This is a genomic window from Flagellimonas rhodophyticola, from assembly GCF_049332665.1.
Classification (GTDB): domain Bacteria; phylum Bacteroidota; class Bacteroidia; order Flavobacteriales; family Flavobacteriaceae; genus Flagellimonas.
Genome location: NZ_CP186326.1, coordinates 763,878 through 784,166, shown reverse-complemented (window position 1 = coordinate 784,166; position 20,289 = coordinate 763,878). Strand labels below are relative to the sequence as shown.

Annotated in this window: 22 protein-coding genes; 11 read left to right on the top strand and 11 right to left on the bottom strand. The window is 39.4% G+C overall.

All coding sequences use genetic code 11. The features are described 5' to 3' along the window. Nucleotides 1–2: 2 nt before the first annotated feature. On the top strand, nt 3–2,006 hold the full coding sequence (locus ACOKFG_RS03545) for a fumarate reductase/succinate dehydrogenase flavoprotein subunit (RefSeq protein ID WP_422861862.1): 2,004 nt from the start codon (nt 3–5) through the stop codon (nt 2,004–2,006). Between the two features lie 5 nt (nt 2,007–2,011). After that, nucleotides 2,012–2,758 (top strand): succinate dehydrogenase/fumarate reductase iron-sulfur subunit, encoded by a 747-nt coding sequence (locus ACOKFG_RS03540; RefSeq protein WP_298792999.1) that lies wholly within the window; start codon nt 2,012–2,014, stop codon nt 2,756–2,758. Nucleotides 2,759–2,840: 82 nt separating this feature from the next. Here the strand turns inward: ACOKFG_RS03540 and ACOKFG_RS03535 are convergent, their stop codons facing one another. Then, nucleotides 2,841–3,428 carry a YceI family protein gene (locus tag ACOKFG_RS03535; RefSeq protein ID WP_422861861.1) on the bottom strand — a complete coding sequence of 196 codons (588 nt, stop codon included), beginning with the start codon at nt 3,426–3,428 and terminating at the stop codon, nt 2,841–2,843. Between the two features lie 107 nt (nt 3,429–3,535). Here ACOKFG_RS03535 and ACOKFG_RS03530 point away from each other — a divergent pair, with 107 nt between their 5' ends. The 3 genes from ACOKFG_RS03530 to ACOKFG_RS03520 are packed head-to-tail and all read left to right on the top strand — an operon-like array spanning nt 3,536 to nt 6,044. Further along, on the top strand, nt 3,536–4,417 hold the full coding sequence (locus ACOKFG_RS03530; protein ID WP_298792995.1) for a helix-turn-helix domain-containing protein: 882 nt from the start codon (nt 3,536–3,538) through the stop codon (nt 4,415–4,417). A 9-nt stretch (nt 4,418–4,426) separates the two neighbouring features. Next, a complete protein-coding gene (locus ACOKFG_RS03525) occupies nt 4,427–4,912 on the top strand; it encodes a very short patch repair endonuclease (protein ID WP_299171219.1) in 486 nt (161 codons plus the stop codon). Next, the gene (locus tag ACOKFG_RS03520; protein WP_298792993.1) at nt 4,899–6,044 is read left to right on the top strand and encodes a methionine aminotransferase; all 1,146 of its coding nucleotides are present in this window, start codon (nt 4,899–4,901) and stop codon (nt 6,042–6,044) included. The genes ACOKFG_RS03525 and ACOKFG_RS03520 overlap by 14 nt, the downstream gene beginning before the upstream one ends. Before the next feature lie 3 nt (nt 6,045–6,047). On the opposite strand, the gene ACOKFG_RS03515 is transcribed toward ACOKFG_RS03520, so the two are convergent. Further along, complete coding sequence (locus tag ACOKFG_RS03515; protein WP_298792991.1) at nt 6,048–6,755, bottom strand: helix-turn-helix domain-containing protein; 708 nt, start codon at nt 6,753–6,755, stop codon at nt 6,048–6,050. A 144-nt stretch (nt 6,756–6,899) separates the two neighbouring features. On the opposite strand from ACOKFG_RS03515, the gene ACOKFG_RS03510 reads away from it, so the two are divergent. Beyond that, a complete protein-coding gene (locus ACOKFG_RS03510; RefSeq protein WP_298792990.1) occupies nt 6,900–7,220 on the top strand; it encodes a hypothetical protein in 321 nt (106 codons plus the stop codon). On the opposite strand, the gene ACOKFG_RS03505 is transcribed toward ACOKFG_RS03510, so the two are convergent. From ACOKFG_RS03505 to ACOKFG_RS03470, 8 genes are all read right to left on the bottom strand, one after another. Next, entirely contained in the window at nt 7,209–7,724 is a 516-nt protein-coding gene (locus ACOKFG_RS03505) for a GNAT family N-acetyltransferase (protein ID WP_298792988.1), read from the bottom strand. The two genes, ACOKFG_RS03510 and ACOKFG_RS03505, sit on opposite strands and share 12 nt — an antisense overlap. A 371-nt stretch (nt 7,725–8,095) precedes the next feature. After that, on the bottom strand, nt 8,096–8,446 hold the full coding sequence (locus ACOKFG_RS03500) for a nuclear transport factor 2 family protein (protein ID WP_298792986.1): 351 nt from the start codon (nt 8,444–8,446) through the stop codon (nt 8,096–8,098). A 65-nt stretch (nt 8,447–8,511) separates the two neighbouring features. Then, the gene (locus ACOKFG_RS03495; protein ID WP_298792984.1) at nt 8,512–9,165 is read right to left on the bottom strand and encodes a CoA transferase subunit B; all 654 of its coding nucleotides are present in this window, start codon (nt 9,163–9,165) and stop codon (nt 8,512–8,514) included. Nucleotides 9,166–9,168: 3 nt separating this feature from the next. Then, a complete protein-coding gene (locus ACOKFG_RS03490; protein ID WP_299171200.1) occupies nt 9,169–9,870 on the bottom strand; it encodes a CoA transferase subunit A in 702 nt (233 codons plus the stop codon). Nucleotides 9,871–9,971: 101 nt separating this feature from the next. Continuing rightward, nucleotides 9,972–12,305: a penicillin-binding protein 1A gene (locus ACOKFG_RS03485; protein WP_422861860.1), complete on the bottom strand. Its 2,334-nt coding sequence runs from the start codon at nt 12,303–12,305 to the stop codon at nt 9,972–9,974. Between the two features lie 2 nt (nt 12,306–12,307). After that, a complete protein-coding gene (locus tag ACOKFG_RS03480; RefSeq protein ID WP_422861859.1) occupies nt 12,308–12,796 on the bottom strand; it encodes a gliding motility lipoprotein GldH in 489 nt (162 codons plus the stop codon). Continuing rightward, nucleotides 12,786–13,943 carry a regulatory iron-sulfur-containing complex subunit RicT gene (locus ACOKFG_RS03475; protein ID WP_299171193.1) on the bottom strand — a complete coding sequence of 386 codons (1,158 nt, stop codon included), beginning with the start codon at nt 13,941–13,943 and terminating at the stop codon, nt 12,786–12,788. Before ACOKFG_RS03475 ends, ACOKFG_RS03480 begins: the two co-directional genes overlap by 11 nt. Nucleotides 13,944–14,044: 101 nt before the next feature. Beyond that, nucleotides 14,045–15,076: a rhodanese-related sulfurtransferase gene (locus ACOKFG_RS03470; RefSeq protein WP_298792975.1), complete on the bottom strand. Its 1,032-nt coding sequence runs from the start codon at nt 15,074–15,076 to the stop codon at nt 14,045–14,047. A 286-nt stretch (nt 15,077–15,362) separates the two neighbouring features. Here ACOKFG_RS03470 and recA point away from each other — a divergent pair, with 286 nt between their 5' ends. The 4 genes from recA to ACOKFG_RS03450 all read left to right on the top strand — a co-directional run bounded on the left by recA (nt 15,363) and on the right by ACOKFG_RS03450 (nt 19,066). Next, nucleotides 15,363–16,370: a recombinase RecA gene (gene recA / locus ACOKFG_RS03465; protein WP_298792973.1), complete on the top strand. Its 1,008-nt coding sequence runs from the start codon at nt 15,363–15,365 to the stop codon at nt 16,368–16,370. 99 nt (nt 16,371–16,469) lie between these two features. Beyond that, nucleotides 16,470–16,889: a hypothetical protein gene (locus ACOKFG_RS03460; protein ID WP_298792971.1), complete on the top strand. Its 420-nt coding sequence runs from the start codon at nt 16,470–16,472 to the stop codon at nt 16,887–16,889. A 28-nt stretch (nt 16,890–16,917) separates the two neighbouring features. Continuing rightward, nucleotides 16,918–17,448, top strand: a complete 531-nt coding sequence (locus tag ACOKFG_RS03455; protein WP_298792969.1) for a sigma-70 family RNA polymerase sigma factor — start codon at nt 16,918–16,920, stop codon at nt 17,446–17,448. Nucleotides 17,449–17,455: 7 nt separating this feature from the next. After that, nucleotides 17,456–19,066, top strand: a complete 1,611-nt coding sequence (locus tag ACOKFG_RS03450) for an outer membrane beta-barrel protein (protein WP_422861858.1) — start codon at nt 17,456–17,458, stop codon at nt 19,064–19,066. 141 nt (nt 19,067–19,207) lie between these two features. Here the strand turns inward: ACOKFG_RS03450 and ACOKFG_RS03445 are convergent, their stop codons facing one another. Beyond that, entirely contained in the window at nt 19,208–19,939 is a 732-nt protein-coding gene (locus ACOKFG_RS03445; RefSeq protein ID WP_298792966.1) for a lysophospholipid acyltransferase family protein, read from the bottom strand. A 56-nt stretch (nt 19,940–19,995) separates the two neighbouring features. On the opposite strand from ACOKFG_RS03445, the gene ACOKFG_RS03440 reads away from it, so the two are divergent. Continuing rightward, complete coding sequence (locus ACOKFG_RS03440) at nt 19,996–20,238, top strand: GlsB/YeaQ/YmgE family stress response membrane protein (protein ID WP_136467862.1); 243 nt, start codon at nt 19,996–19,998, stop codon at nt 20,236–20,238. The last annotated feature ends 51 nt before the right edge of the window (nt 20,239–20,289 follow it).

Below are 20,289 nucleotides of genomic sequence, written 5' to 3'. Positions count from 1 at the left end.
TTATGGGCATATTGGATTCTAAAGAGCCACAAGGGCCATTGGCCGATAAATGGGCCAAGCATAAAAATGAAATTGACCTTGTTAACCCTGCGAACAAACGTAATATTGATATTATAGTTGTAGGTACTGGTTTGGCAGGAGGTTCTGCGGCAGCCACTTTGGCCGAACTGGGTTATAATGTAAAGACTTTTTGCTATCAAGATTCTCCAAGAAGAGCACATTCCATTGCAGCTCAAGGAGGTGTGAATGCAGCAAAAAATTATCAAGGAGATGGGGATAGCGTTTACCGTTTGTTTTATGATACCGTAAAGGGAGGCGATTATCGTTCCCGTGAATCCAATGTGTATCGCTTGGCTGAGGTCTCCACCAACATTATTGACCAATGTGTTGCCCAAGGTGTTCCTTTTGCCCGTGAATATGGCGGTCTATTGGACAACCGTTCTTTTGGTGGTGTTTTGGTCTCCAGAACCTTTTACGCAAAGGGTCAAACTGGTCAACAATTGCTTTTGGGAGCCTATGGCGCCATGAACAGACAAATTCAAAGAGGTAAAATAAAATCCCATACGCGCCATGAAATGCTGGATTTGGTTCTTGTGGACGGAAAAGCAAGAGGAATCATTGCCAGAGACTTAGTTAGCGGTGAGATTGAAAGACATTCGGCACATGCAGTGGTATTGGCGACTGGAGGTTACGGAAACCTATTTTTTCTATCTACCTATGCCATGGGAGCTAATGTAATGGCAGCTTGGCGAGCACACCGAAGAGGTGCTTTCTTTGCTAACCCATGTTTTACCCAAATTCACCCAACATGTATCCCGGTTTCTGGAGATCATCAATCCAAACTGACTTTGATGTCAGAATCTCTTAGAAATGATGGCCGTATATGGGTTCCTAAACGAAAAGAAGATGCCATAGCAATTAGAGAGGGTAAATTAAAGCCTGTCCAATTAAGCGAAGAAGAAAGGGATTATTATCTGGAAAGACGTTATCCTGCTTTTGGAAACTTGGTACCACGAGATGTTGCTTCAAGAGCAGCAAAGGAAAGATGCGATGCTGGTTTTGGTGTGAATAAAACCGGAGAGGCAGTGTTCCTAGATTTTGCTTCGGCAATTATGCGTTATGGAAAAGAGAAAGCACTGACCTCTGGGATGAAAGACCCAGATAACAATACGATTCGAGAGCTAGGGGAGAAAATAGTAGAAGCCAAGTATGGTAATCTTTTTCAGATGTATGAGAAGATAGTAGATGCAAACCCATACAAAACCCCTATGATGATTTATCCAGCGGTACATTATACCATGGGTGGGCTTTGGGTAGATTATAACCTTCAAACTACAATTCCGGGTTGCTATGCTGCCGGTGAGGCCAATTTTAGTGATCATGGCGCCAACCGTTTAGGTGCTTCTGCTTTAATGCAGGGCTTGGCAGATGGTTATTTTGTGTTACCATATACCATTGGAGATTATTTATCCGATGATATTAGAACAGGAGCCATCCCTACAGATTCTCCAGAGTTTGACGCTGCTGAAAAAGATGTAAGGGATCGTATGGAAAAACTTATGTCTGGCACGGGAATCCATTCTGTGGATTATTACCACAAGAAATTGGGGAAAATCATGTGGAACAAATGCGGAATGTCCCGTAATGAAAAAGAATTGAAAGAGGCTATAAAGGAGATTGCCGAGTTACGAAAAGACTTCTGGGAAAATGTAAAAATCCCAGGCAGTGTTGATAGTAAAAACCAAGAGCTTGAAAAAGCAGGAAGGGTTGCTGACTTCTTAGAGTTAGGAGAACTTTTTGCAAAAGATGCTTTGGAACGTAAAGAATCTTGTGGCGGACACTTTAGAGAAGAATACCAAACTCCAGAAGGAGAAGCGTTACGTGATGACGAAAACTTCAAATTTGTCTCTGCTTGGGAATACATGGGAGAGCCAAGCGCAGCAAAACTCCACAAAGAAGATTTGGTTTATGAAAACATCAAACTAAAAACACGTTCTTACAAATAAAAGCTATGAAATTATACTTAAAGATTTGGAGACAAAAAGATGCTTCTGCTAAGGGTCAAATGGTGGATTATACCCTGAACGGTGTGGAAAGTGATATGTCCTTTTTAGAAATGTTGGACATTTTAAATGAAGAGTTGATTTCCAAAGGAGAAGAACCTATCGAATTTGACCATGATTGCCGTGAAGGTATTTGCGGTACTTGCTCATTACAAATAAACGGTAGACCCCATGGGCCAGATACCATGATTACCGTATGTCAACTCCACATGCGTAGCTTTAATGACGGTGACGAAATTGTAATTGAACCCTGGAGAGCAAAGGCATTTCCTGTTATTAAAGATCTAATTGTTGATCGCAGTGCCTTTGATAGGATACAGCAGGCAGGAGGCTACATTTCTGTAAACACTTCTGGAAGACCTGTGGATGCCAACGCAATCCCTATTGAAAAACATGTTGCAGATGCTGCAATGGATGCTGCGACCTGTATTGGCTGTGGTGCCTGCGTAGCTGCCTGTAAAAATGCGAGTGCTATGCTGTTTACTTCGGCAAAGGTATCTCAGTTTGCTTTGTTGCCGCAAGGTCAGGTAGAAGCAGCTGATCGTGTACAGAACATGGTACGCCAAATGGACTTGGAAGGTTTTGGAAATTGCACCAACACCGGCGCCTGTGAGGTAGAATGCCCTAAAGGTATTTCTCTAGAAAATATTGCTCGAATGAATCGAGAGTATCTTTCTGCAAGTGTAAAAGGATAATATTCCTTAACGGAAATAACGTGTTGAAAAACCCAAGCGCCAAATGGAGGTTGGGTTTTTTTAATGTTCTAACTTTCAGCAATCAACATCCTCGAAGTTGAATAACTACGATTACCTCAAATTCAATAGCATCAGAAATGATATCATCTTTGACGCTTCCAACAATTCCTTTGGATTCATAACTTACTCCCCATCGGGTTCTATCAATTATAAATCTTGATTTAAGTACAGCTTTATTGGGTCCTTTTTCCATTGTGGAACTGAATTTTATTAATCGGGAAATTCCTTTTATCATTAACAAAGCATCCATTTCCATCTCCCCATTATCCCCATATCTTATTTGGTGAATCTCCAATTTAGCCTCTGGAAATTTCTCAACAGCGAAAAAATCTTGATGCTTAAGATGGGAAACCAGCATTTCATTGTATTTACCATCGGTATTCTTGATGCTGTTCATATCCACAACAAACATTCCTCCAGATATTCCGCTCTCATTCATAGAAATTTCTCCGTCCGAGAAGTTAACCGTTCCATAATGTTGGTTAAACTTAAAGAGATTGGATTCCTTCCACTTAATCACACTTTTTGCTGTGTCGATTTTTATAGTACCTTGTCCTTGCGCTATAGAAATAGCGCCAATGCCTACCAATAAGATGATGAGTTTTTTCATTGTCCTGTTTTTTGGACAAATCTAGACTCGGCTTGCTCCGGAGTCGTGAATAAAATGTAAATGAAGTGCAAAAAAGTGCAATTTTTCGTATCCTGAGGTCTATAAACATGAAAACTGTTACTTATTTATTTTGTGCGCTATTCTTAGTAGTGCTTTCCTTATTAATAAGCGGTTATTCCGGTAATGGGAATGATAAAACCATATCAAGTTTGGTCAAAGTTGCGCTAAGAAATACAGGGAACTCATTACTTCTGCAAAACAATGACTCCACTTCTTTGGTGTTGCCTGTTACCGAATCTCCTAAGAACAATTTCCAATTATCTTTTCAGACAGAACTGTCCATTACTCCTGATAGTCTTGTCAGCGCAATCGACAAGAATTTGACAGCCTTGAATCTTCCCAATGAATATCTAGTAGAAGTAATTGACTGTACCAACCAAGAAGTATCCTATAGCTATTCGGTATCCGACAACGAAGAAAAAAATATCATCCCTTGCCAAGGACGAAATCTCCCATTGAAGTGTTATTCGATAAATGTGTCTTTCAAGGAAAGTGTTTCATTAATGGGATTGAATTTTGGTGCCTCATGGTATGCCTTGATTCTTCTAGGGATAATGGGTATGTCATTGCTCTATTGGACCAATAAGAAGCAGGATATCACGTTGCATGAAGCCCTCTCATTTGAAACTATTGGGGATTACAAATTCTACAAAGGTCAAAAAGAGTTGGTTAAAAACAACCTAAGTATTCAATTGACTTCTAAAGAAGCTGAGGTATTGCAAATCTTGAACAACAACCAAAACCAGGTAGTAAAACGCGATTTTCTTCTTAAAGAAGTATGGGAAAACAAGGGTGTTTTCGTAGGTCGAAGCTTGGATACGTTTATTTCAAAACTTAGAAAGAAGTTTAAAGATGACAATGGTATAAATATTATCAATGTCCACGGGGTTGGATACAAACTTGAAATTGTAAACAAAGCTCGGAGATAATCTTCAACCATGTCAAAAAAATATCCTGAAGAGCGCATCAAAGTCCCTCGTTTTAATGAGGAGTCGGGGTTTTATACAACCCCAGAGCGTTCGAAAATCATGGGTAAAATCCGTGGTAAAAACACCAAGCCCGAACTAGCATTTCGCAAAGCGCTTTGGACCGCTGGCTATCGCTATCGTGTCGATTACAAAAAACTCATGGGCAAACCTGACATCGCTCTGAATAAGTATAAAACGGTAATTTTTATCGATGGTGAATTCTGGCATGGTTACAACTGGGAGGAGCGAAAACAAAAAATTAAGACCAACCGTGAATTCTGGATTCCAAAAATTGAACGTAACATTCAACGGGATCAAGAGGTAAATCTAGCCCTAAAGGAAATGGGCTATACCGTATTTCGATTTTGGGAGAGCGATGTGAAAAAGAATCTGGATGCTTGCTTGCAAAAGGTCCTTGAATCATTAGAAAGACATACTGTTCATGAATATAACTGAATCAAAATTGCCCAATATTGGCACAACCATATTTACCACCATTGGACAATTGGCCAATGCGCACAATGCCGTAAATCTTTCGCAAGGGTTTCCAAATTTTGAGCCTGACGCAAGGCTTTTAGAATTGGTAGATCTGGCTTTTAAAAAGGGCTATAATCAATATGCTCCTATGCAAGGCGTGTTTGCTCTTCGGGAAATCATCTCGGAGAAAATTGAGCAGTTATACGGAAGGTATTATCATCCTGAATCTGAAATTATTGTTACTGCGGGAGCTACCCAGGCCATTTTTACCACCATTTCGGCTTTTGTTCATCCAGGAGATGAAGTTGTGATTATTAAACCGGCCTATGATAGTTATGAACCAGCCATCGAGCTTTTTGGAGGCAAGGTTGTTCCGGTTGACCTTGAAGGTGCCGCGTTTGAAATGAACTGGGCCAAATTTAAATCGGTCATCGGACCAAAAACCAAAATGGTTGTCATCAATACTCCTCACAATCCTACAGGAGCAATTTGGTCTGAAAGTGATATGCTGCAACTTCAGGAGATTCTCAAAGGAAGTAACATCTTATTGCTTAGCGATGAGGTTTATGAGCATATTGTTTTTGACGAAAAGAAACATGAGAGCGCTGCCAAATATGCTGACTTGGCCAGTCGAAGCATTATTTGTTCTTCTTTTGGAAAGACTTTTCATGTCACAGGCTGGAAAATGGGATATTGCGTGGCACCCAAATCACTGATGCAAGAATTTCAAAAAGTACATCAGTTTAATGTCTTCTCGGTAAACCATGCAATTCAAATTGCGCTTTCGGAATATTTAAAACATCCAGAACATTATTTAAGCTTGGGAAATTTCTACCAACAAAAACGGGATTATTTTTTAAACGCCATCAAGGGTTCTCGGTTTAGGATAGCACCCACGGCAGGAACATATTTTCAGCTTTTGGAGTATTCGGATATTACAGAAGAGAAAGACATGGATTTTGCAAAACGACTCATTCTGGAGCATAAACTGGCCAGCATTCCTATTTCTGTGTTTTGCGGTGCTAATTATGATCAAAAGTTTCTCCGTTTCTGCTTTGCAAAAACTGAAAATATTCTTGATCAAGCCGCTGGCATATTGAATAGCATCTAATTGCTACAGCTGTTTTTTTACAATTCTAAAGACTTCCAAGATATCGGAAAGGGGTAGGTCAAAATCTTGATATTCTGGGGCGATATTCAAATTTTGACATTGAATGGTATCTTGTGATCCATTATACCCTGTTATCTTCTTGCAAATAATCCTGTTTTTGCAAACTAGAATATATGTTTTGTCTACAAAGGCATTTATTTCCTTTATAAAGACTTCCTTCTTGGTTTTTACCCCAAGCACGATGGTTTTGTTTGGAATTGAATGTATAGTACCATCATTCATAGAGTCTCCTGAAATTTCAAAAGCCTTGTATGGGTCCTCCTCTAAAAATTCAACAATGAATCCTGATTTAAAAGGGCTATTGCCCAATCGGCTTTCGGCCAAACTTTCGATGTAGTTGTTTTGTCGATCTACCAAAACCAAGGGTATCTGAACAAAATACTTGTCCCCATCCAAAGGGTAAAAAACGCACCCGTGTCTGATAAACGTTTTTCTCTTAGCATAAGTTCCTCCTGCTTCATTAACTTCTTGTAAATACAGTTCGGGAATGCTCATGTCAAAATGCGCGGCTATTTTGGCAAGATTTTTAGTGGGAATATTTGCATCTTTCTTCTCGTAATTCTGGATGGTGCGCAGGCTAACTCCAACTACCTCTGCCAATTGGGATTGGTTCATACTTTTTTTACGTCTCAACTGCTTAATCGCCCGCATAATTTTCTTATAATATGTAGTTATTTTTCGTATATTCGAATCTGCGCAGCAAAAATACCGTTTTCTGTAATTGGGTTACAAACCAAATATAGAAAATAGGATTTGACCCCGATACATTAATTGATAAACAACAAAAACATCAATATGGGGTCCATCAAAAATTTAGGTCTTGTTATTAAAGTTGATAGAGTCTTTTCCAAAGAAGATTTTGGGAAACCGATCAGTGAACAACTCTCAACCACTTTGCGCAGAAATGTCACCAAGAACGATTATGCCAACATAGCCTCGAGAACCAACGTGAGTTTCTCCACGATACGCGATGTGGTTTACAGGACGAATAGCTTAACAAAGTCCAACGCCATGGCTATTTCGCTTTTGATGCATGCCGCATATGAAAACTCCATTGCATTAAAGCTCCAAGCACAAGGAGATACCATGTTTTTGAATACCTTTTTAAAGGTCTAAGCGCATAAGAAAATCGGTTTGTTTGTCCTTCCCAATATAATAGGGGTGGGTTCCAAACTGTTGAAAACCGTGTCTAAGGTAAAATCGGATGGCGGCTTCGTTCTTTTCCCAAACGCCAAGCCATATGTAACTCAATGTTGCCCTTCTTGCTATTTGTATTACTTGATCAAGCAGCCATTTTCCAGCACCCTTTCCTTGAAATTGCCGCATAACATATATTCGCTCTAGTTCTAGGGATTGGCCATCTTTAATATCGCTTTGGGCCGATGCCTTATTCAGTTTTAAATACCCAATGAGTTCTTGGCCAAAAAAAACAAAGTAGAACTCCGTATCCTTGTTTTCCATTTCGGAAAGAAGCTGTTCTTTGTTGAAAGCTTTGTGAATGTATGAAGCGAAGTCCTCGGGGTCGTTATCCTTTTCAAAAGCATCAATAAAGGTTTCCTTGGAAATCTTTACCAACTTTTCCAGGTCGGTGATAACACATGGTTGAAGCTTTAATTCCATAATTCTGTTTAACCATTCAAATTAAACAAAAAAAAAGAGCCAAACATCATGTTCGGCTCGCAGTTTAGTTAGGTTTTATAGGTATTAAAGCATGAATAGCTTTTTAATCAATAGTATAAATCCTGTAAAAAAGTCGTTTCTGTAAACCTGGACGGTATCATCCAAGGAAGACTGGTTAAATTGGGGTGCCATGTTGTTGATTTTAATGGTGTTAATTTGGGAAAAAATTCTATAATATCAAAACTAAATACAACGGATTACATTAAAAAATGTTTGTTGTGTAACTATTGGATTTTGTTGTAAGAAAAAGACCTTAAATGGTGAAGGACAAAGCTCAATAACATACTGTTTTAATATTAAGATTATATGGATTAATCATTACCTCTTCCCAAATACGCTCTTATGGCTTCGATTTTACCCTCAGAATTGACCGTAATAACATCAACTACATAAAGTTCTTCGATATTATCAACGGTAATTTTCAATTCTGCCGCAACGGTATGAGTATTTCCATAGGTTGAAAGGATTTCTATTTGTATTGATTCCGCCGTCTCGAAATTTTTGCGGGTTTCCATCAGCGCTTTTTCCTTTCCAACTACACTAATTTTCCAATCACGCAAAACAATATTGTCGGCAAACATCTGCTCAATGCTTTCTATATCCTTCTCTGCATATTTATTTAGGTAGGAAAAACATATATGCTTGACTGAATCTTTACACATTTATCAGCTCTTATTCAATTATCCTTAAAATCCGTGGCAAGATTCGATATTGGTCAACAATTCTGCTAAACCTGCATCTCTGGAATATCCCCGCTAACTTCAAGTTTACCTTCAGTTGCTTGAATAATTTCTTCCACTGAAACACCTGGAGCTCTTTCCAGAAGTTTAAATCCATCTTCGGTTACTTCTAAAACGGCCATATTGGTAACTATTTTCTTTACACAACCTACACCTGTCAATGGCAGCGAGCATTGTTTCAACAATTTCGATTGTCCGGCCTTATTGGTGTGCATCATGGCCACGATAATATTTTCTGCTGAAGCAACCAGGTCCATTGCTCCTCCCATACCCTTGACCATTTTACCAGGAATCTTCCAATTGGCTATATCCCCGTTGTCCGCCACTTCCATAGCACCTAAGATGGTAAGGTCAACATGTTGCCCTCGAATCATTCCAAAACTGGTGGCAGAATCAAAAAAAGATGCCCCGGGCAGGGTCGTTATTGTTTGTTTTCCGGCGTTGATGATATCGGCATCTTCTTCTCCTTCAAATGGAAATGGACCCATTCCTAATACCCCATTTTCACTTTGAAATTCAACGCTTATATCGTTTCGAACAAAGTTGGCGACCAAAGTCGGGATTCCAATCCCCAGGTTTACGTAATACCCATCTTTGACTTCTTTTGCAATTCGCTTTGCGATTCCGTTTTTATCCAGCATAAATTATCCTTTTTGTCTTACGGTTCGTTGTTCTATTCTTTTTTCATATTTCTCACCCTGGAAAATACGTTGAACAAATATTCCGGGTATGTGAATCGCATTTGGATCTAAGGTTCCAGCGGGTACCAATTCCTCCACTTCAGCCACTGTAATTTTAGCTGCTCCGCACATACAGGGGTTGAAATTTCTTGCGGTTCCCTTAAAAATCAAATTCCCAGCTTCGTCTCCCTTCCAAGCTTTTACAAATGAGAAGTCGGCTTTATATGCGGGTTCAAGCACATACATTTTTCCATTAAATTCCCGTGTTTCTTTTCCTTCGGCCACTTCAGTTCCGTAGCCTGCAGGAGTATAGAAAGCAGGGAATCCTGCTTGTGCAGCTCTACACTTTTCTGCTAGAGTTCCTTGGGGGGTAAGTTCAACTTCCAACTCCCCGCTTAGCATTTGACGTTCAAATTCGTCATTCTCGCCTACGTAGGATGAAATCATTTTCTTTATCTGATGATTTTGAAGTAATAGACCCAACCCAAAATCATCCACCCCCGCATTATTTGAAATACAGGTGATGTCAGTGATTCCCATTTTTACCAACTGCGCAATTGCATTTTCCGGAATTCCGCAAAGCCCAAATCCACCTAGCATAAAGGTCATTCCATCCGCAACTCCTTCCAACGCTTTTTCTACACCGGAAACTGTTTTTTTAATCATTTATTGATGTGTTTTCTGATTGTTTGAAATTACGATTTAATTAAAAAAGCCCCAAGTGCAAAATGCAACTTTGGGGCTTATTCTTTTAGACATTAATCTGGTTAAAATCCTATGTCCTCTTCTAAGTCATCTTCGGTGTCCTGTTCTTCTTTAAGCTCTTTTAAAACTTTGGTACAATCGATATTAATGGACATTTCCTCAGGCTCTTCAAATGCATCTTTAGATACTCCCAATTCCTCATTTTCATAATTCTTTTTCATATACAAGGCCCAAATAGGCAACGCCATTGATGCTCCTTGACCGTATAAAATACTTTTAAAGTGAGCTGCTCTTTCTTCGCCCCCAACCCAAACCCCAGTAACTAGGTTAGGCACCATGCCCATAAACCAACCATCACTTTGATTTTGTGTTGTCCCGGTCTTACCTGCTATTGGATTATTCAATTCATAAGGGTATCCAGTAATGATATCCTTGTAAACTGTCTGGTTCTTGGCAAAAGAGTGCCTTAATCTTGTTCCAGAGCCACCTTGTGTAACACCTTCCATTAAGTTCACCATGGCATAGGCTACATCTTTACTAAGTACATCTTTTGTCTCTGGCACATATTCGTACAGCACAGTGCCATTTTTATCTTCGATACGGGTTACCGTGACCGGTTTTACATAGACCCCTTGGTTAACATAGGTTCCAAAAGCTCCAACCATTTCATAGACATTAACTTCTGGAACACCCAATGCTATCGCAGGTACTTCAAGCATTTCTCTCGAAATTCCCATGTCTTTTGCAATGTTTACAACGGAGCCTGGGCCCACCTTATCTATCAATTGCGCCGTTACCGTATTTACGGAATTCGCCAAAGCCTGCTTTAGGGTCAAGTTTTTTCCCGAGTATTTTCCATCCGAATTTTTGGGGCACCATGCCTCCATATTTCCGTGCTTTAATGGCTCTATACAGTACTGGTTGTCAGGTAAAGAATCGCATGGAGAATAACGCAACTGATCAATCGCAGCTGCATAAACAAAGGGTTTAAAAGTTGACCCCGCTTGTCTTGTCCCTTGATGCACATTATCATATTGAAAATGTTTGTAGTCTACACCACCTACCCAAGCTTTTACATGACCTGTTTGCGGCTCCATAGACATCATTGCAGTTCTTAAAAAGGTTTTGTAGTAACGTATAGAATCCATAGGTGTCATGATAGTGTCCTTATCAAAAGAATCACTATTCCAATCAAATACGGTCATTCCTTTTTTCTGATGGAAGAACTCTTCGGCCTCTTTATCTGATTTACCCAATCTTTTAAGACTTTTCCATGTTCCAGATTGTTTCATGGCACGACGCATAATGGTATCAATCCCTCCTTTGGTTAAATCCAAAAATGGGGCCGTTGGATTCCGCTCTGGAGTATTTTGATGGAAAAACTCGGCTTGCAAATTCTTCATGTGTTTCCGAACGGCTTCTTCCGCATTTTTCTGCATTCTAGAATCAACAGTGGTATAAACCTTTAGCCCGTCTAGATAAATGTTATAGCGCTCTCCATCCGGTTTTGGATTGTTTTTAGCCCAGCCATTCAACCAACGCTGCATATACATTCTGAAATAGGTGGCAAGACCTTCGTTATGTAATTCTGGACTATAATTTAGGTTCAGTTCCAGTTTTTGGAGCGAATCTTTTTCCTTTTCAGGGAGATATCCATATTTGGCCATTTGAGACAAAACCACATTTCTTCTGTTTTTTGTCCCAACAGGATTTCTATGCGGCCTTGGATTGTAAAAGGAAGAGTTTTTAAACATGCCAACCAACATGGCTGCTTCTTCTGTTCGCAATTCCATGGGTTCCTTCCCAAAATAAACTCTTGCTGCTGAACGAATTCCATCAGCGTTATTCCCAAAATCATAGATGTTGAAGTACATGGCTATGATTTCTTCTTTGGTATAATTGCGCTCCAATCGGGTTGCGATAACCCATTCTTTAACTTTTTGAAGATACCGTCTCCAATCTTGAGCTTTTCTTCCAACAAACAACTGCCTTGCCAACTGCTGTGAAATTGTACTGGCGCCACCTTTGGTTCCAAGAAAAGCAAAAGCTCTTAAAGTCCCCCTTGCATCTATTCCTGCATGGTCATAATATCTAGCATCCTCTGTAGCGATCAATGCATTCACCAAATTTTCAGGAAGATCTTTATAATCCAACCAAGTTCGGTTGTCATCCAAAAAATATTTACCTAGTGTTTCCCCATCCGAAGAAATAAGCTCGGTGGCCAAGTTTGTTTGGGGGTTTTCTAGATGCTCAAATGTTGGCATTTCCCCAAATGCTCCCCAAGCAGCCAATAGAAAAATCAACATAGCCAACAAAACCCCTGATCCGAAGAGAATCCAAAACCACTTTATAAATACAAAGAAACTCTTCTGTTCTGTCTTTTTCGTTTTTGCCATTGTTAACGGATACTTTTTTCTATTTCCAAGCCAACATCGGTAATACCATCTAGAATACGGAGCCCGTCCACATCTCCATTATTTCGCATGGCATGGATAATATTCAGTTTATATACGCCTGAATTGGGAAAAACGATGTTTTCTTGAAACCAAAGTTTGTTTTCTTTAATGCTCCCTAAGCCTTTGCCCAACCACTCACCTGTTGGTTCCGCCATTTTGTATTCCAGGGTATCCTTAAACGTTTCACCATCTGGGTATTCAAGTTCGGTAATCAAAAAGAGATTGCTGAATTTAAATGTATTGTCGTTTCTGACATTGATGAATACGTTGTGTGGCTGCACTGAGTCTAAAGATGAAAATTCAAAATTTACTGGTTTGGCCATGTCCCATTTTCCATTTTCCATAGCCTTGAATTCAGAAAAGACCAAGTTATCATTGCATGAAACCATACTCCACATAACAACCAAAAGAAGGAGGAGTTTATTGTGCATTAGAAGGCTTTTTGGGTCTGTTTTTTCTTCTTTTCTTGTTTCCTTTCTTTTTCTTGGGACGATCAAATCGGGTAAGACTATCTTGACCTACTACATTTTCAAAAGCCATTTTCTCCTCGCTAACATTGGTCTGGGCATATTCTTCTAGACTGGCAATTTTTTCATTGTTCTTGTTCATCTCTAAAATTTCCAGGACCTGGTCCTTATCCAATGCGTGCCATGAAGCAGGGTCGTCTTTATAGGAAAACCATAGAGTTTCTTTGAAAATGTCCGCTTTTTGACAAAAAGCTATCCCCTTTTCTGTCTTAAGTTTACTGTCTTGTGGTGGAAAATTCTTTAATGCTTCCAAATACATATCCAACTCGTAGTTGAGACAGCATTTTAGTTTTCCGCATTGGCCAGCCAATTTTTGTGGATTCAATGCCAATTGCTGGTATCTGGCGGATGCCGTGCTCACTGATCTAAAGTCAGTTAGCCATGTAGAGCAACATAATTCACGCCCACAAGACCCAATTCCTCCCAAACGCTGTGCTTCTTGGCGGTATCCTATTTGACGCATTTCAATCCTGATATTAAAGGCCTTTGCCATATCTTTAATCAACTGCCTAAAATCCACTCTTTCTTCGGCCGTATAATAGAAAGTTGCTTTGGAACCATCTCCTTGAAATTCCACATCGCTCAATTTCATTTGGAGTTTAAGCGATATGGCTATCTCCCGCGACCGCTTTTGAATCTCAGGTTCTTTGTCTCGGCATTTTTGCCAGATGTCAATATCGCGCTGTGATGCCTTTCTGTATACTTTTGGTAAGGCCTCATCGTCATGAGCTACTTTCTTTCGCTTCATTTGCACCTTGACCAACTCCCCGGTAAGGGTGACTATACCTACATCATGACCTGACTTAGCTTGGGTGGCAACCACATCTCCTATTGCTAATGGGAGATTGTCCGCATTTCTAAAAAATTCTTTTCTGCTGTTTTTGAAACGTACCTCAACACAATCAAATGGATTTTGACCGGTGGGTAACGACATATTGGAAAGCCAATCAAAGACCGTTAGCTTATTACAACCATCTGTGCCACAAGTACCATTGTTCTTGCAACCCCGCGGTTGTCCATCCTTGCCGGTTGAACAACTGCTACATCCCATATTTTTTATCTTGATTTAAGAAAATGTGCTAGATTTTCTTAAAAAGGGTTCATAAAATTACTTGTGGTAAATATAGCACAATTTGAGGCAGCCATGAAATGTTACTTTTTGTACTTAAGTACCTCTGAACGACCTTTTTTGAAAATTTTATTGCTCGCGTGTTTGCCCTTGCGCAACTTCTTTTGCTCTTCGTAGGGTAATGCATGGATTTCCTTACATTCTTGAGAACAGCACTCATTCATCGCTTCGGAACATTCTTCACATTGTATAAAAAGTAAATGACAAGCTTCGTTAGCACAGTTTACATGGGTGTCGCACGGTTTTCCACATTGATGGCAATTGGCAATGACATCTTCTGATATGCGTTCTCCCCGGCGATGGTCAAAAACAAAATTCTTCCCTAAAAATTTGTTCTCCAAATTTTCGGCTTTTACCTGTCTAGTATATTCAATGATTCCACCTTCTAATTGATACACATGTTTAAAACCTTTGTGCCTGTAATAAGCGCTTGCCTTTTCGCATCGGATTCCACCGGTGCAGTACATTACGAGCTTCTTATCTTCTTTATGTGAGGACAGGTCTTCTTCAATGATATCCAAGGAGTCCCTGAACGTATCCACATCTGGGGTAACAGCATTTTTAAAATGACCGATCTCACTTTCGTAGTGGTTTCTCATATCCACAAGAACCGTATCTGGATCTTCAATAAGTTCGTTGAATTTTTCAGCACCGACATGGATGCCTTTGTTGGTGACATCAAATGTATCATCGTCCAAACCATCTGCTACTATTTTTCGGCGGACCTTGACCTTCAGTTTCAAAAATGATTTGTTGTCCTGTTCAATTGCGATATTGAGTCGTACATTTTCCAAAAATGAAATGGAATCTAGATGTTCTTTAAACACCTGAAAGTTATCAGCCGGAACTGATAATTGGGCATTTATACCTTCGCGGGCCACATAAATTCGGCCAAGAACATCCATCTCATTCCAATTGATAAAAAGATGGTTTCTAAAAATTTCGGGGTTTCCAATGTGTGCATATTGATAGAAAGAGATGGTCAACCGGTCCTTGCCGGCCTCCTCTATAAGTTTTGCTCTTTCTTTTGCACTTAATGTATTGTACAGTTGCATGCTATACCAATATTTTAAGTTTAAAAAGTCTGAAATGTAATGAGGACAAATGTACAATTCTTTGATACAAATAAGAAAGGGCCTCTTTTAAAAGAGGCCCTTTCAACCACCATGTTTCTTTTCATAGCGCAAATTTCCCTTGCTGTGTGGTGTTGAATCGAAAACTCGATTCGATATATTGTTTTTTGAATCAGTTGCCCATTAGATACATCAATTTAAAAAGGTTGCGTTGCTATTGTCGCATGAAGAAAGAAATGGTAATTTAGCCTTCCTAATTACGAGAACCATGAGCAACGAAAAAGAAGCAAAACTTAAAGCCTTAAAACTGACCCTTGATAAATTGGACAAAACCTACGGAAAGGGTGCCGTCATGAAATTGGGGGATAGTGTTGTTGAAGATGTAGAAGTAATCCCTTCTGGATCCTTAGGGCTGGATATTGCTTTGGGTGTTAGTGGTTACCCTCGAGGAAGGGTCATTGAAATCTATGGGCCAGAATCATCAGGAAAAACAACACTTACATTACATGCAATTGCTGAGGCACAAAAAAATGGCGGTATTGCTGCCTTTATTGATGCTGAACATGCCTTTGATCGATTTTATGCTGAAAAATTAGGCGTTGATATTGATAATCTAATTATTTCCCAGCCTGATCATGGGGAACAAGCTTTGGAAATTGCCGATAATCTTATCCGATCTGGTGCAATTGACATTGTAATTGTTGATTCTGTTGCAGCGCTTACTCCTAAAAGTGAAATTGAAGGTGAAATGGGTGATTCCAAAATGGGGCTTCATGCAAGATTGATGTCACAGGCTTTACGAAAATTAACCGCATCCATTAGCAAAACTCATTGTACGGTTATTTTTATCAACCAGTTGAGAGAGAAAATTGGTGTGATGTTTGGAAATCCTGAAACAACAACCGGTGGTAACGCACTTAAGTTTTATGCTTCCGTTCGATTAGATATTAGAAGATCTACCCAGATAAAAGATACTGACGGAGCCGTACAAGGTAACAAGACCAGGGTAAAAGTTGTCAAAAACAAGGTTGCCCCTCCTTTCAAAACTGCTGAATTTGATATTATGTACGGAGAAGGTATTTCCAAGGTTGGAGAAGTGCTGGATCTAGGTGTGGCATACGAAATTGTCAAGAAAAGCGGTTCTTGGTTTAGCTACGGAGACACCAAACTAGGACAAGGCCGAGACGCGGTTAAAGCGCTGCTGGCGGACAACCCTGAATTATCAGAGGAACTTGAAGCCAAAATCAAAGAAGCTATCGCTGCCGTTAACGCCTAAACGGGACTTTTTTACCAAACATCTTACTTTTTCAAGAAACGGGTAATTTCACGCAACCCTTACCTTTACCATACATCTAGGGTGTAAAGATTTTTAGTGATGAAAAAGTTGATTGCTTTGTTTGCAGTGATTGCTATGGGGTCCACTCTAAGCTCATGTGACTTGGATGATGGGCAAAACTTTCAGTTTACAACCTTAAGAGTTGTAGAAGCACAAATGCCTGCATTTTTTGAATTGAATGAGATTTATGATATTGAGGTGACTTACCAACGTCCCAATGGTTGCACGTTTTTTGAAGGTTTTGATGTGGTCAAAACCGGAGATACAGATCGAGATGTGGTTGTAGTTGGAACTGAAATAGTCGATGGCGATATAGCCTGTACTCAGGCCGTAGAGGAAGTGACCGCTATTCTCCAATTCAATGTGATTTTTACTGGAGAATATCATTTTAGATTTTATTCTGGAAATGACAATGAAGATAACGCCACATATATAGAATATACGGTTCCTGTGAACTAGGCATCAGCAATCCAAAATTGACCAACATTTGGATCTTGAAGAATTAATACATAATTGTAAAAAGGGCAAAAGACAGGCGCAAGCCGATTTATACCGGAAATACTCCGGTATTCTTTTCGGTATGTGTCTCAAATATTCCCGAAATAAAACTGAAGCAGAGGATAATCTGCACGATAGTTTTATGACAATTTTTAATAAAATCGACCAATTCAACTTTAATGGTTCCTTTGAGGGTTGGATCAAGCGGATTACCGTGAATACCGTACTTCAAAAATATAGAAAGGAGCAACACTTAAATGTGGTTTCCGAGAACATAGGGGAAGAATTGGACGTTGATACGGAACAGGCTGATATAAGTCTTTCCGCATTATTGGGATATATACAAGAGCTGCCCAACAAGTATAGGTTAACATTCAACCTCTACGTTTTGGATGGCTACAGTCATAAAGAGATTAGTGAGATGTTGGGAACATCCACGGGGACCTCAAAATCAAATTTGGCAAGGGCCAAAATGATACTGAGGGAAAAAATTGAAAAAGAAAATATAAACATTGCTTAAATCATCAATGATGGGGAAAAAGAATTTAGAGCAATTGTTCAAAGAAGTATTTAAGGATTTTAAGGAAAGTCCGGATGATAACGTCTGGAAATCCATTGAAGCCTCCTTGGACAAAAAAGAGAAAAAGAAAAGGGTCATTCCAATATGGTGGCGACTTGGAGGGGTTGCAGCTTTGCTGGCCTTGCTGTTTTATGTGGTAAATCCATTTGAGAGTTCAAATGAAAACAATGATATTATTATCACTGAGACACAACAGGAAACCGATTCGTCTAACATTAATTCAAACACGGAAGATTCTAAAAAGTCCGAAATTTTCACAACACCTGACGCTGAACAATTCGTTGATTCTTCGAATGAAAACGAATTAGAGCCCGTTGAGCAGTCTAATTCTGAAAAAGATGCTGATGATGCATTAATTAAAAATCAAAGTCTTCGGCCCAAACAGCAATTGGCAGGCAATCCTAATCAACCATACGAAGATATCGGACAGGAAAAGAATTCAGTTTCAAGCAAGAAATTAAATTCTTTTGATACTACTGAACAAGAAATTGTCTCTAGCGATATTAAACAACAGCCAAAACTTCAAACTGAAAATGAAGCTTTGGAAGTTGCAGAAACCGATATTTCATTGAAAAATTTAGAAACGGAGCATCCGGACAAACTTCCTTCAGAAAATACTAGCAAAGAAGTTGATCTTCCACAAAAAGAGAGTCTGTTTGAAATTTCAAAAAGCGATGATGCTATTGCCGAAAACAATGCTGATGAACAAGAAAATAAGGTTGAGGAGATAAGCAAGGATGAAGATTTAGATAGTACTCCAGAAAAGAAATCCATTTTTGAAGTAATTAAGGAACAAGAGGAAGAGGCTATTGCGGAAAATACATCTCAAAAATGGTCTGTAGGTCCTTCTGTTGCCCCTGTTTATTTTAGTGCTACAGGAAATGGTTCTCCTATCCACTCAAATTTTGCGGCTAACTCCAAGTCGGGGAATGTGAATTTGAGTTATGGCCTTACAGTTGCTTATGAATTGGGTAAAAAGTTGAAAGTACGCTCTGGTGTGCACCGTGTGAACTATGGTTATGATACCAATGATGTGATTTTTTCATCGTCATTAAGTGCTTCCCCGAATGATTTGATAGAAAATATAGATTACAGCCAAGCCTCCCGAACTGTAATAGTTCAGAGCAAGGAGAAAGCCCCTCAGTTTGCAGCGAATGATGCTTTTGTGGAATTGGCCGCCAACGAAACCCCTTCCTTGGATGGAAAAATGGTTCAACGATTGGGTTATATTGAAGTTCCTTTGGAGTTGGATTATTCAATTATTGATAAAAAGTTTGGTGTCAATCTTATTGGTGGTGTAAGTTCTCTTTTTCTTGTTGACAATTCCGTGCTTTTGGAATCCAATGATTTGGTCACCGAAGTTGGGGAGGCCAATAATGCCAACTCGGTGAATTTTAGCACCAACGTAGGTGTTGGGCTTAATTATGAGTTTTCTTCAAAAATTCAATTGAGTTTAGAGCCTGTTTTAAAATATCAACTAAATACATTTTCCGAAACCGCCGGTTCTTTTAGACCATTCTCCGTGGGTGTTTATAGTGGTGTGCGTTTCAATTTTTAAGTATATAAAAGAAGTTGGTTAGGAAGATTGCTCCTTTAATGCAATCATTTAGACACCTTGCTCCGGCGAGGTGTTTTTTTATTGGGTCTTATCGAAGACATAATAGACTCAAACTAACAAAACTTTGTTGCTTTGGGGGGATTACTGTAGTTCCTTCAAAATAACTTCACGAACCTCTTCGCGCAATGTGGATTTGTCTTCCTCGCCCAAAATTCCAGTTTCAAAAAAACGATGAACCTTTGCTCTTATAATTCCAGGACCACCGCTTAAAAATGTGAAGGAAAAACGCTTTTTATTGTCAAAAAATGTGATTGGCACCACAGGAATTTTGTGCGCTATTGCCATTTTAAAAGCTCCATCTTTGAATGCATCCAAAACCACTTGCTCCTCTGGGACCCCTCCTTCAGGAAAAATACACACGCTCAATCCTTGGTCTAATCGACGTTGCGCACGACGGTAGACTCCAGTCCGACTTTTAATACTCTCCCTGTCCACCATAATACAGACGCGTTTATAGAAAAATCCAAAAACAGGAATCTTTACCAACTCTTTCTTACCAACGAAAACAAAAGGGTTTTTGCTTACTACCAACATGAACATAATATCCAACATACTGGTGTGGTTGGCCACGAGCATATAGCTTTTACCTTTTACCATTTTTTGCTCCCGCATAATTCTAGGAAAGCACCCCATCCCATAAAGTATGGTTTTAGCCCACAAATTTCTGGCCAGCCAAAAGAACTGCTTGTACGTTTTTTCGGAAAGAGTGGTCAATAGCAGAAAGGGGAAGAAAATAAAAATAGGAATGGCTACCAGCACGTAAAACCAAATGCGGTATAAAACATATCCTATATTCTTCAAGACAGAAAGCATGCGCCAAAAGTAGAATTTTTGAATATCTTTATTGGAATAACCATAAAATCTTAAAAATGGGATTACTATATGCTTTATTGATTGGGGCGGCAGCAGGTTGGCTTGCAGGAAAAATTATGAAAGGTGGTGGTTTTGGTGCGCTAATCAATATAATTTTAGGTATCGTCGGAGGTGTTGTGGGTAATTGGCTCTTTGGGGTTTTGGGCATTCATATTAGTTCGGGAATTGTAGGAGACTTGATAACCGGAGTTATTGGAGCTGTTGTTGTGCTCTTTGTTGCTGGCCTCTTTAAAAAGTAACTTCCACTTAATCAAACACTGGCATCCTACTTTTTTTATCCCACTTGGATG

Coding starts and splice junctions, on each gene's coding strand:
- ACOKFG_RS03545 (WP_422861862.1), top strand. CDS start 3: ATGGGCATATTGGATTCTAAAGAGCCACAAGGGCCATTGGCCGATAAA.
- ACOKFG_RS03540 (WP_298792999.1), top strand. CDS start 2,012: ATGAAATTATACTTAAAGATTTGGAGACAAAAAGATGCTTCTGCTAAG.
- ACOKFG_RS03535 (WP_422861861.1), bottom strand. CDS start 3,428: ATGAAAAAACTCATCATCTTATTGGTAGGCATTGGCGCTATTTCTATA.
- ACOKFG_RS03530 (WP_298792995.1), top strand. CDS start 3,536: ATGAAAACTGTTACTTATTTATTTTGTGCGCTATTCTTAGTAGTGCTT.
- ACOKFG_RS03525 (WP_299171219.1), top strand. CDS start 4,427: ATGTCAAAAAAATATCCTGAAGAGCGCATCAAAGTCCCTCGTTTTAAT.
- ACOKFG_RS03520 (WP_298792993.1), top strand. CDS start 4,899: ATGAATATAACTGAATCAAAATTGCCCAATATTGGCACAACCATATTT.
- ACOKFG_RS03515 (WP_298792991.1), bottom strand. CDS start 6,755: ATGCGGGCGATTAAGCAGTTGAGACGTAAAAAAAGTATGAACCAATCC.
- ACOKFG_RS03510 (WP_298792990.1), top strand. CDS start 6,900: ATGGGGTCCATCAAAAATTTAGGTCTTGTTATTAAAGTTGATAGAGTC.
- ACOKFG_RS03505 (WP_298792988.1), bottom strand. CDS start 7,724: ATGGAATTAAAGCTTCAACCATGTGTTATCACCGACCTGGAAAAGTTG.
- ACOKFG_RS03500 (WP_298792986.1), bottom strand. CDS start 8,446: ATGTGTAAAGATTCAGTCAAGCATATATGTTTTTCCTACCTAAATAAA.
- ACOKFG_RS03495 (WP_298792984.1), bottom strand. CDS start 9,165: ATGCTGGATAAAAACGGAATCGCAAAGCGAATTGCAAAAGAAGTCAAA.
- ACOKFG_RS03490 (WP_299171200.1), bottom strand. CDS start 9,870: ATGATTAAAAAAACAGTTTCCGGTGTAGAAAAAGCGTTGGAAGGAGTT.
- ACOKFG_RS03485 (WP_422861860.1), bottom strand. CDS start 12,305: ATGGCAAAAACGAAAAAGACAGAACAGAAGAGTTTCTTTGTATTTATA.
- ACOKFG_RS03480 (WP_422861859.1), bottom strand. CDS start 12,796: ATGCACAATAAACTCCTCCTTCTTTTGGTTGTTATGTGGAGTATGGTT.
- ACOKFG_RS03475 (WP_299171193.1), bottom strand. CDS start 13,943: ATGGGATGTAGCAGTTGTTCAACCGGCAAGGATGGACAACCGCGGGGT.
- ACOKFG_RS03470 (WP_298792975.1), bottom strand. CDS start 15,076: ATGCAACTGTACAATACATTAAGTGCAAAAGAAAGAGCAAAACTTATA.
- recA (WP_298792973.1), top strand. CDS start 15,363: ATGAGCAACGAAAAAGAAGCAAAACTTAAAGCCTTAAAACTGACCCTT.
- ACOKFG_RS03460 (WP_298792971.1), top strand. CDS start 16,470: ATGAAAAAGTTGATTGCTTTGTTTGCAGTGATTGCTATGGGGTCCACT.
- ACOKFG_RS03450 (WP_422861858.1), top strand. CDS start 17,456: ATGATGGGGAAAAAGAATTTAGAGCAATTGTTCAAAGAAGTATTTAAG.
- ACOKFG_RS03445 (WP_298792966.1), bottom strand. CDS start 19,939: ATGCTTTCTGTCTTGAAGAATATAGGATATGTTTTATACCGCATTTGG.
- ACOKFG_RS03440 (WP_136467862.1), top strand. CDS start 19,996: ATGGGATTACTATATGCTTTATTGATTGGGGCGGCAGCAGGTTGGCTT.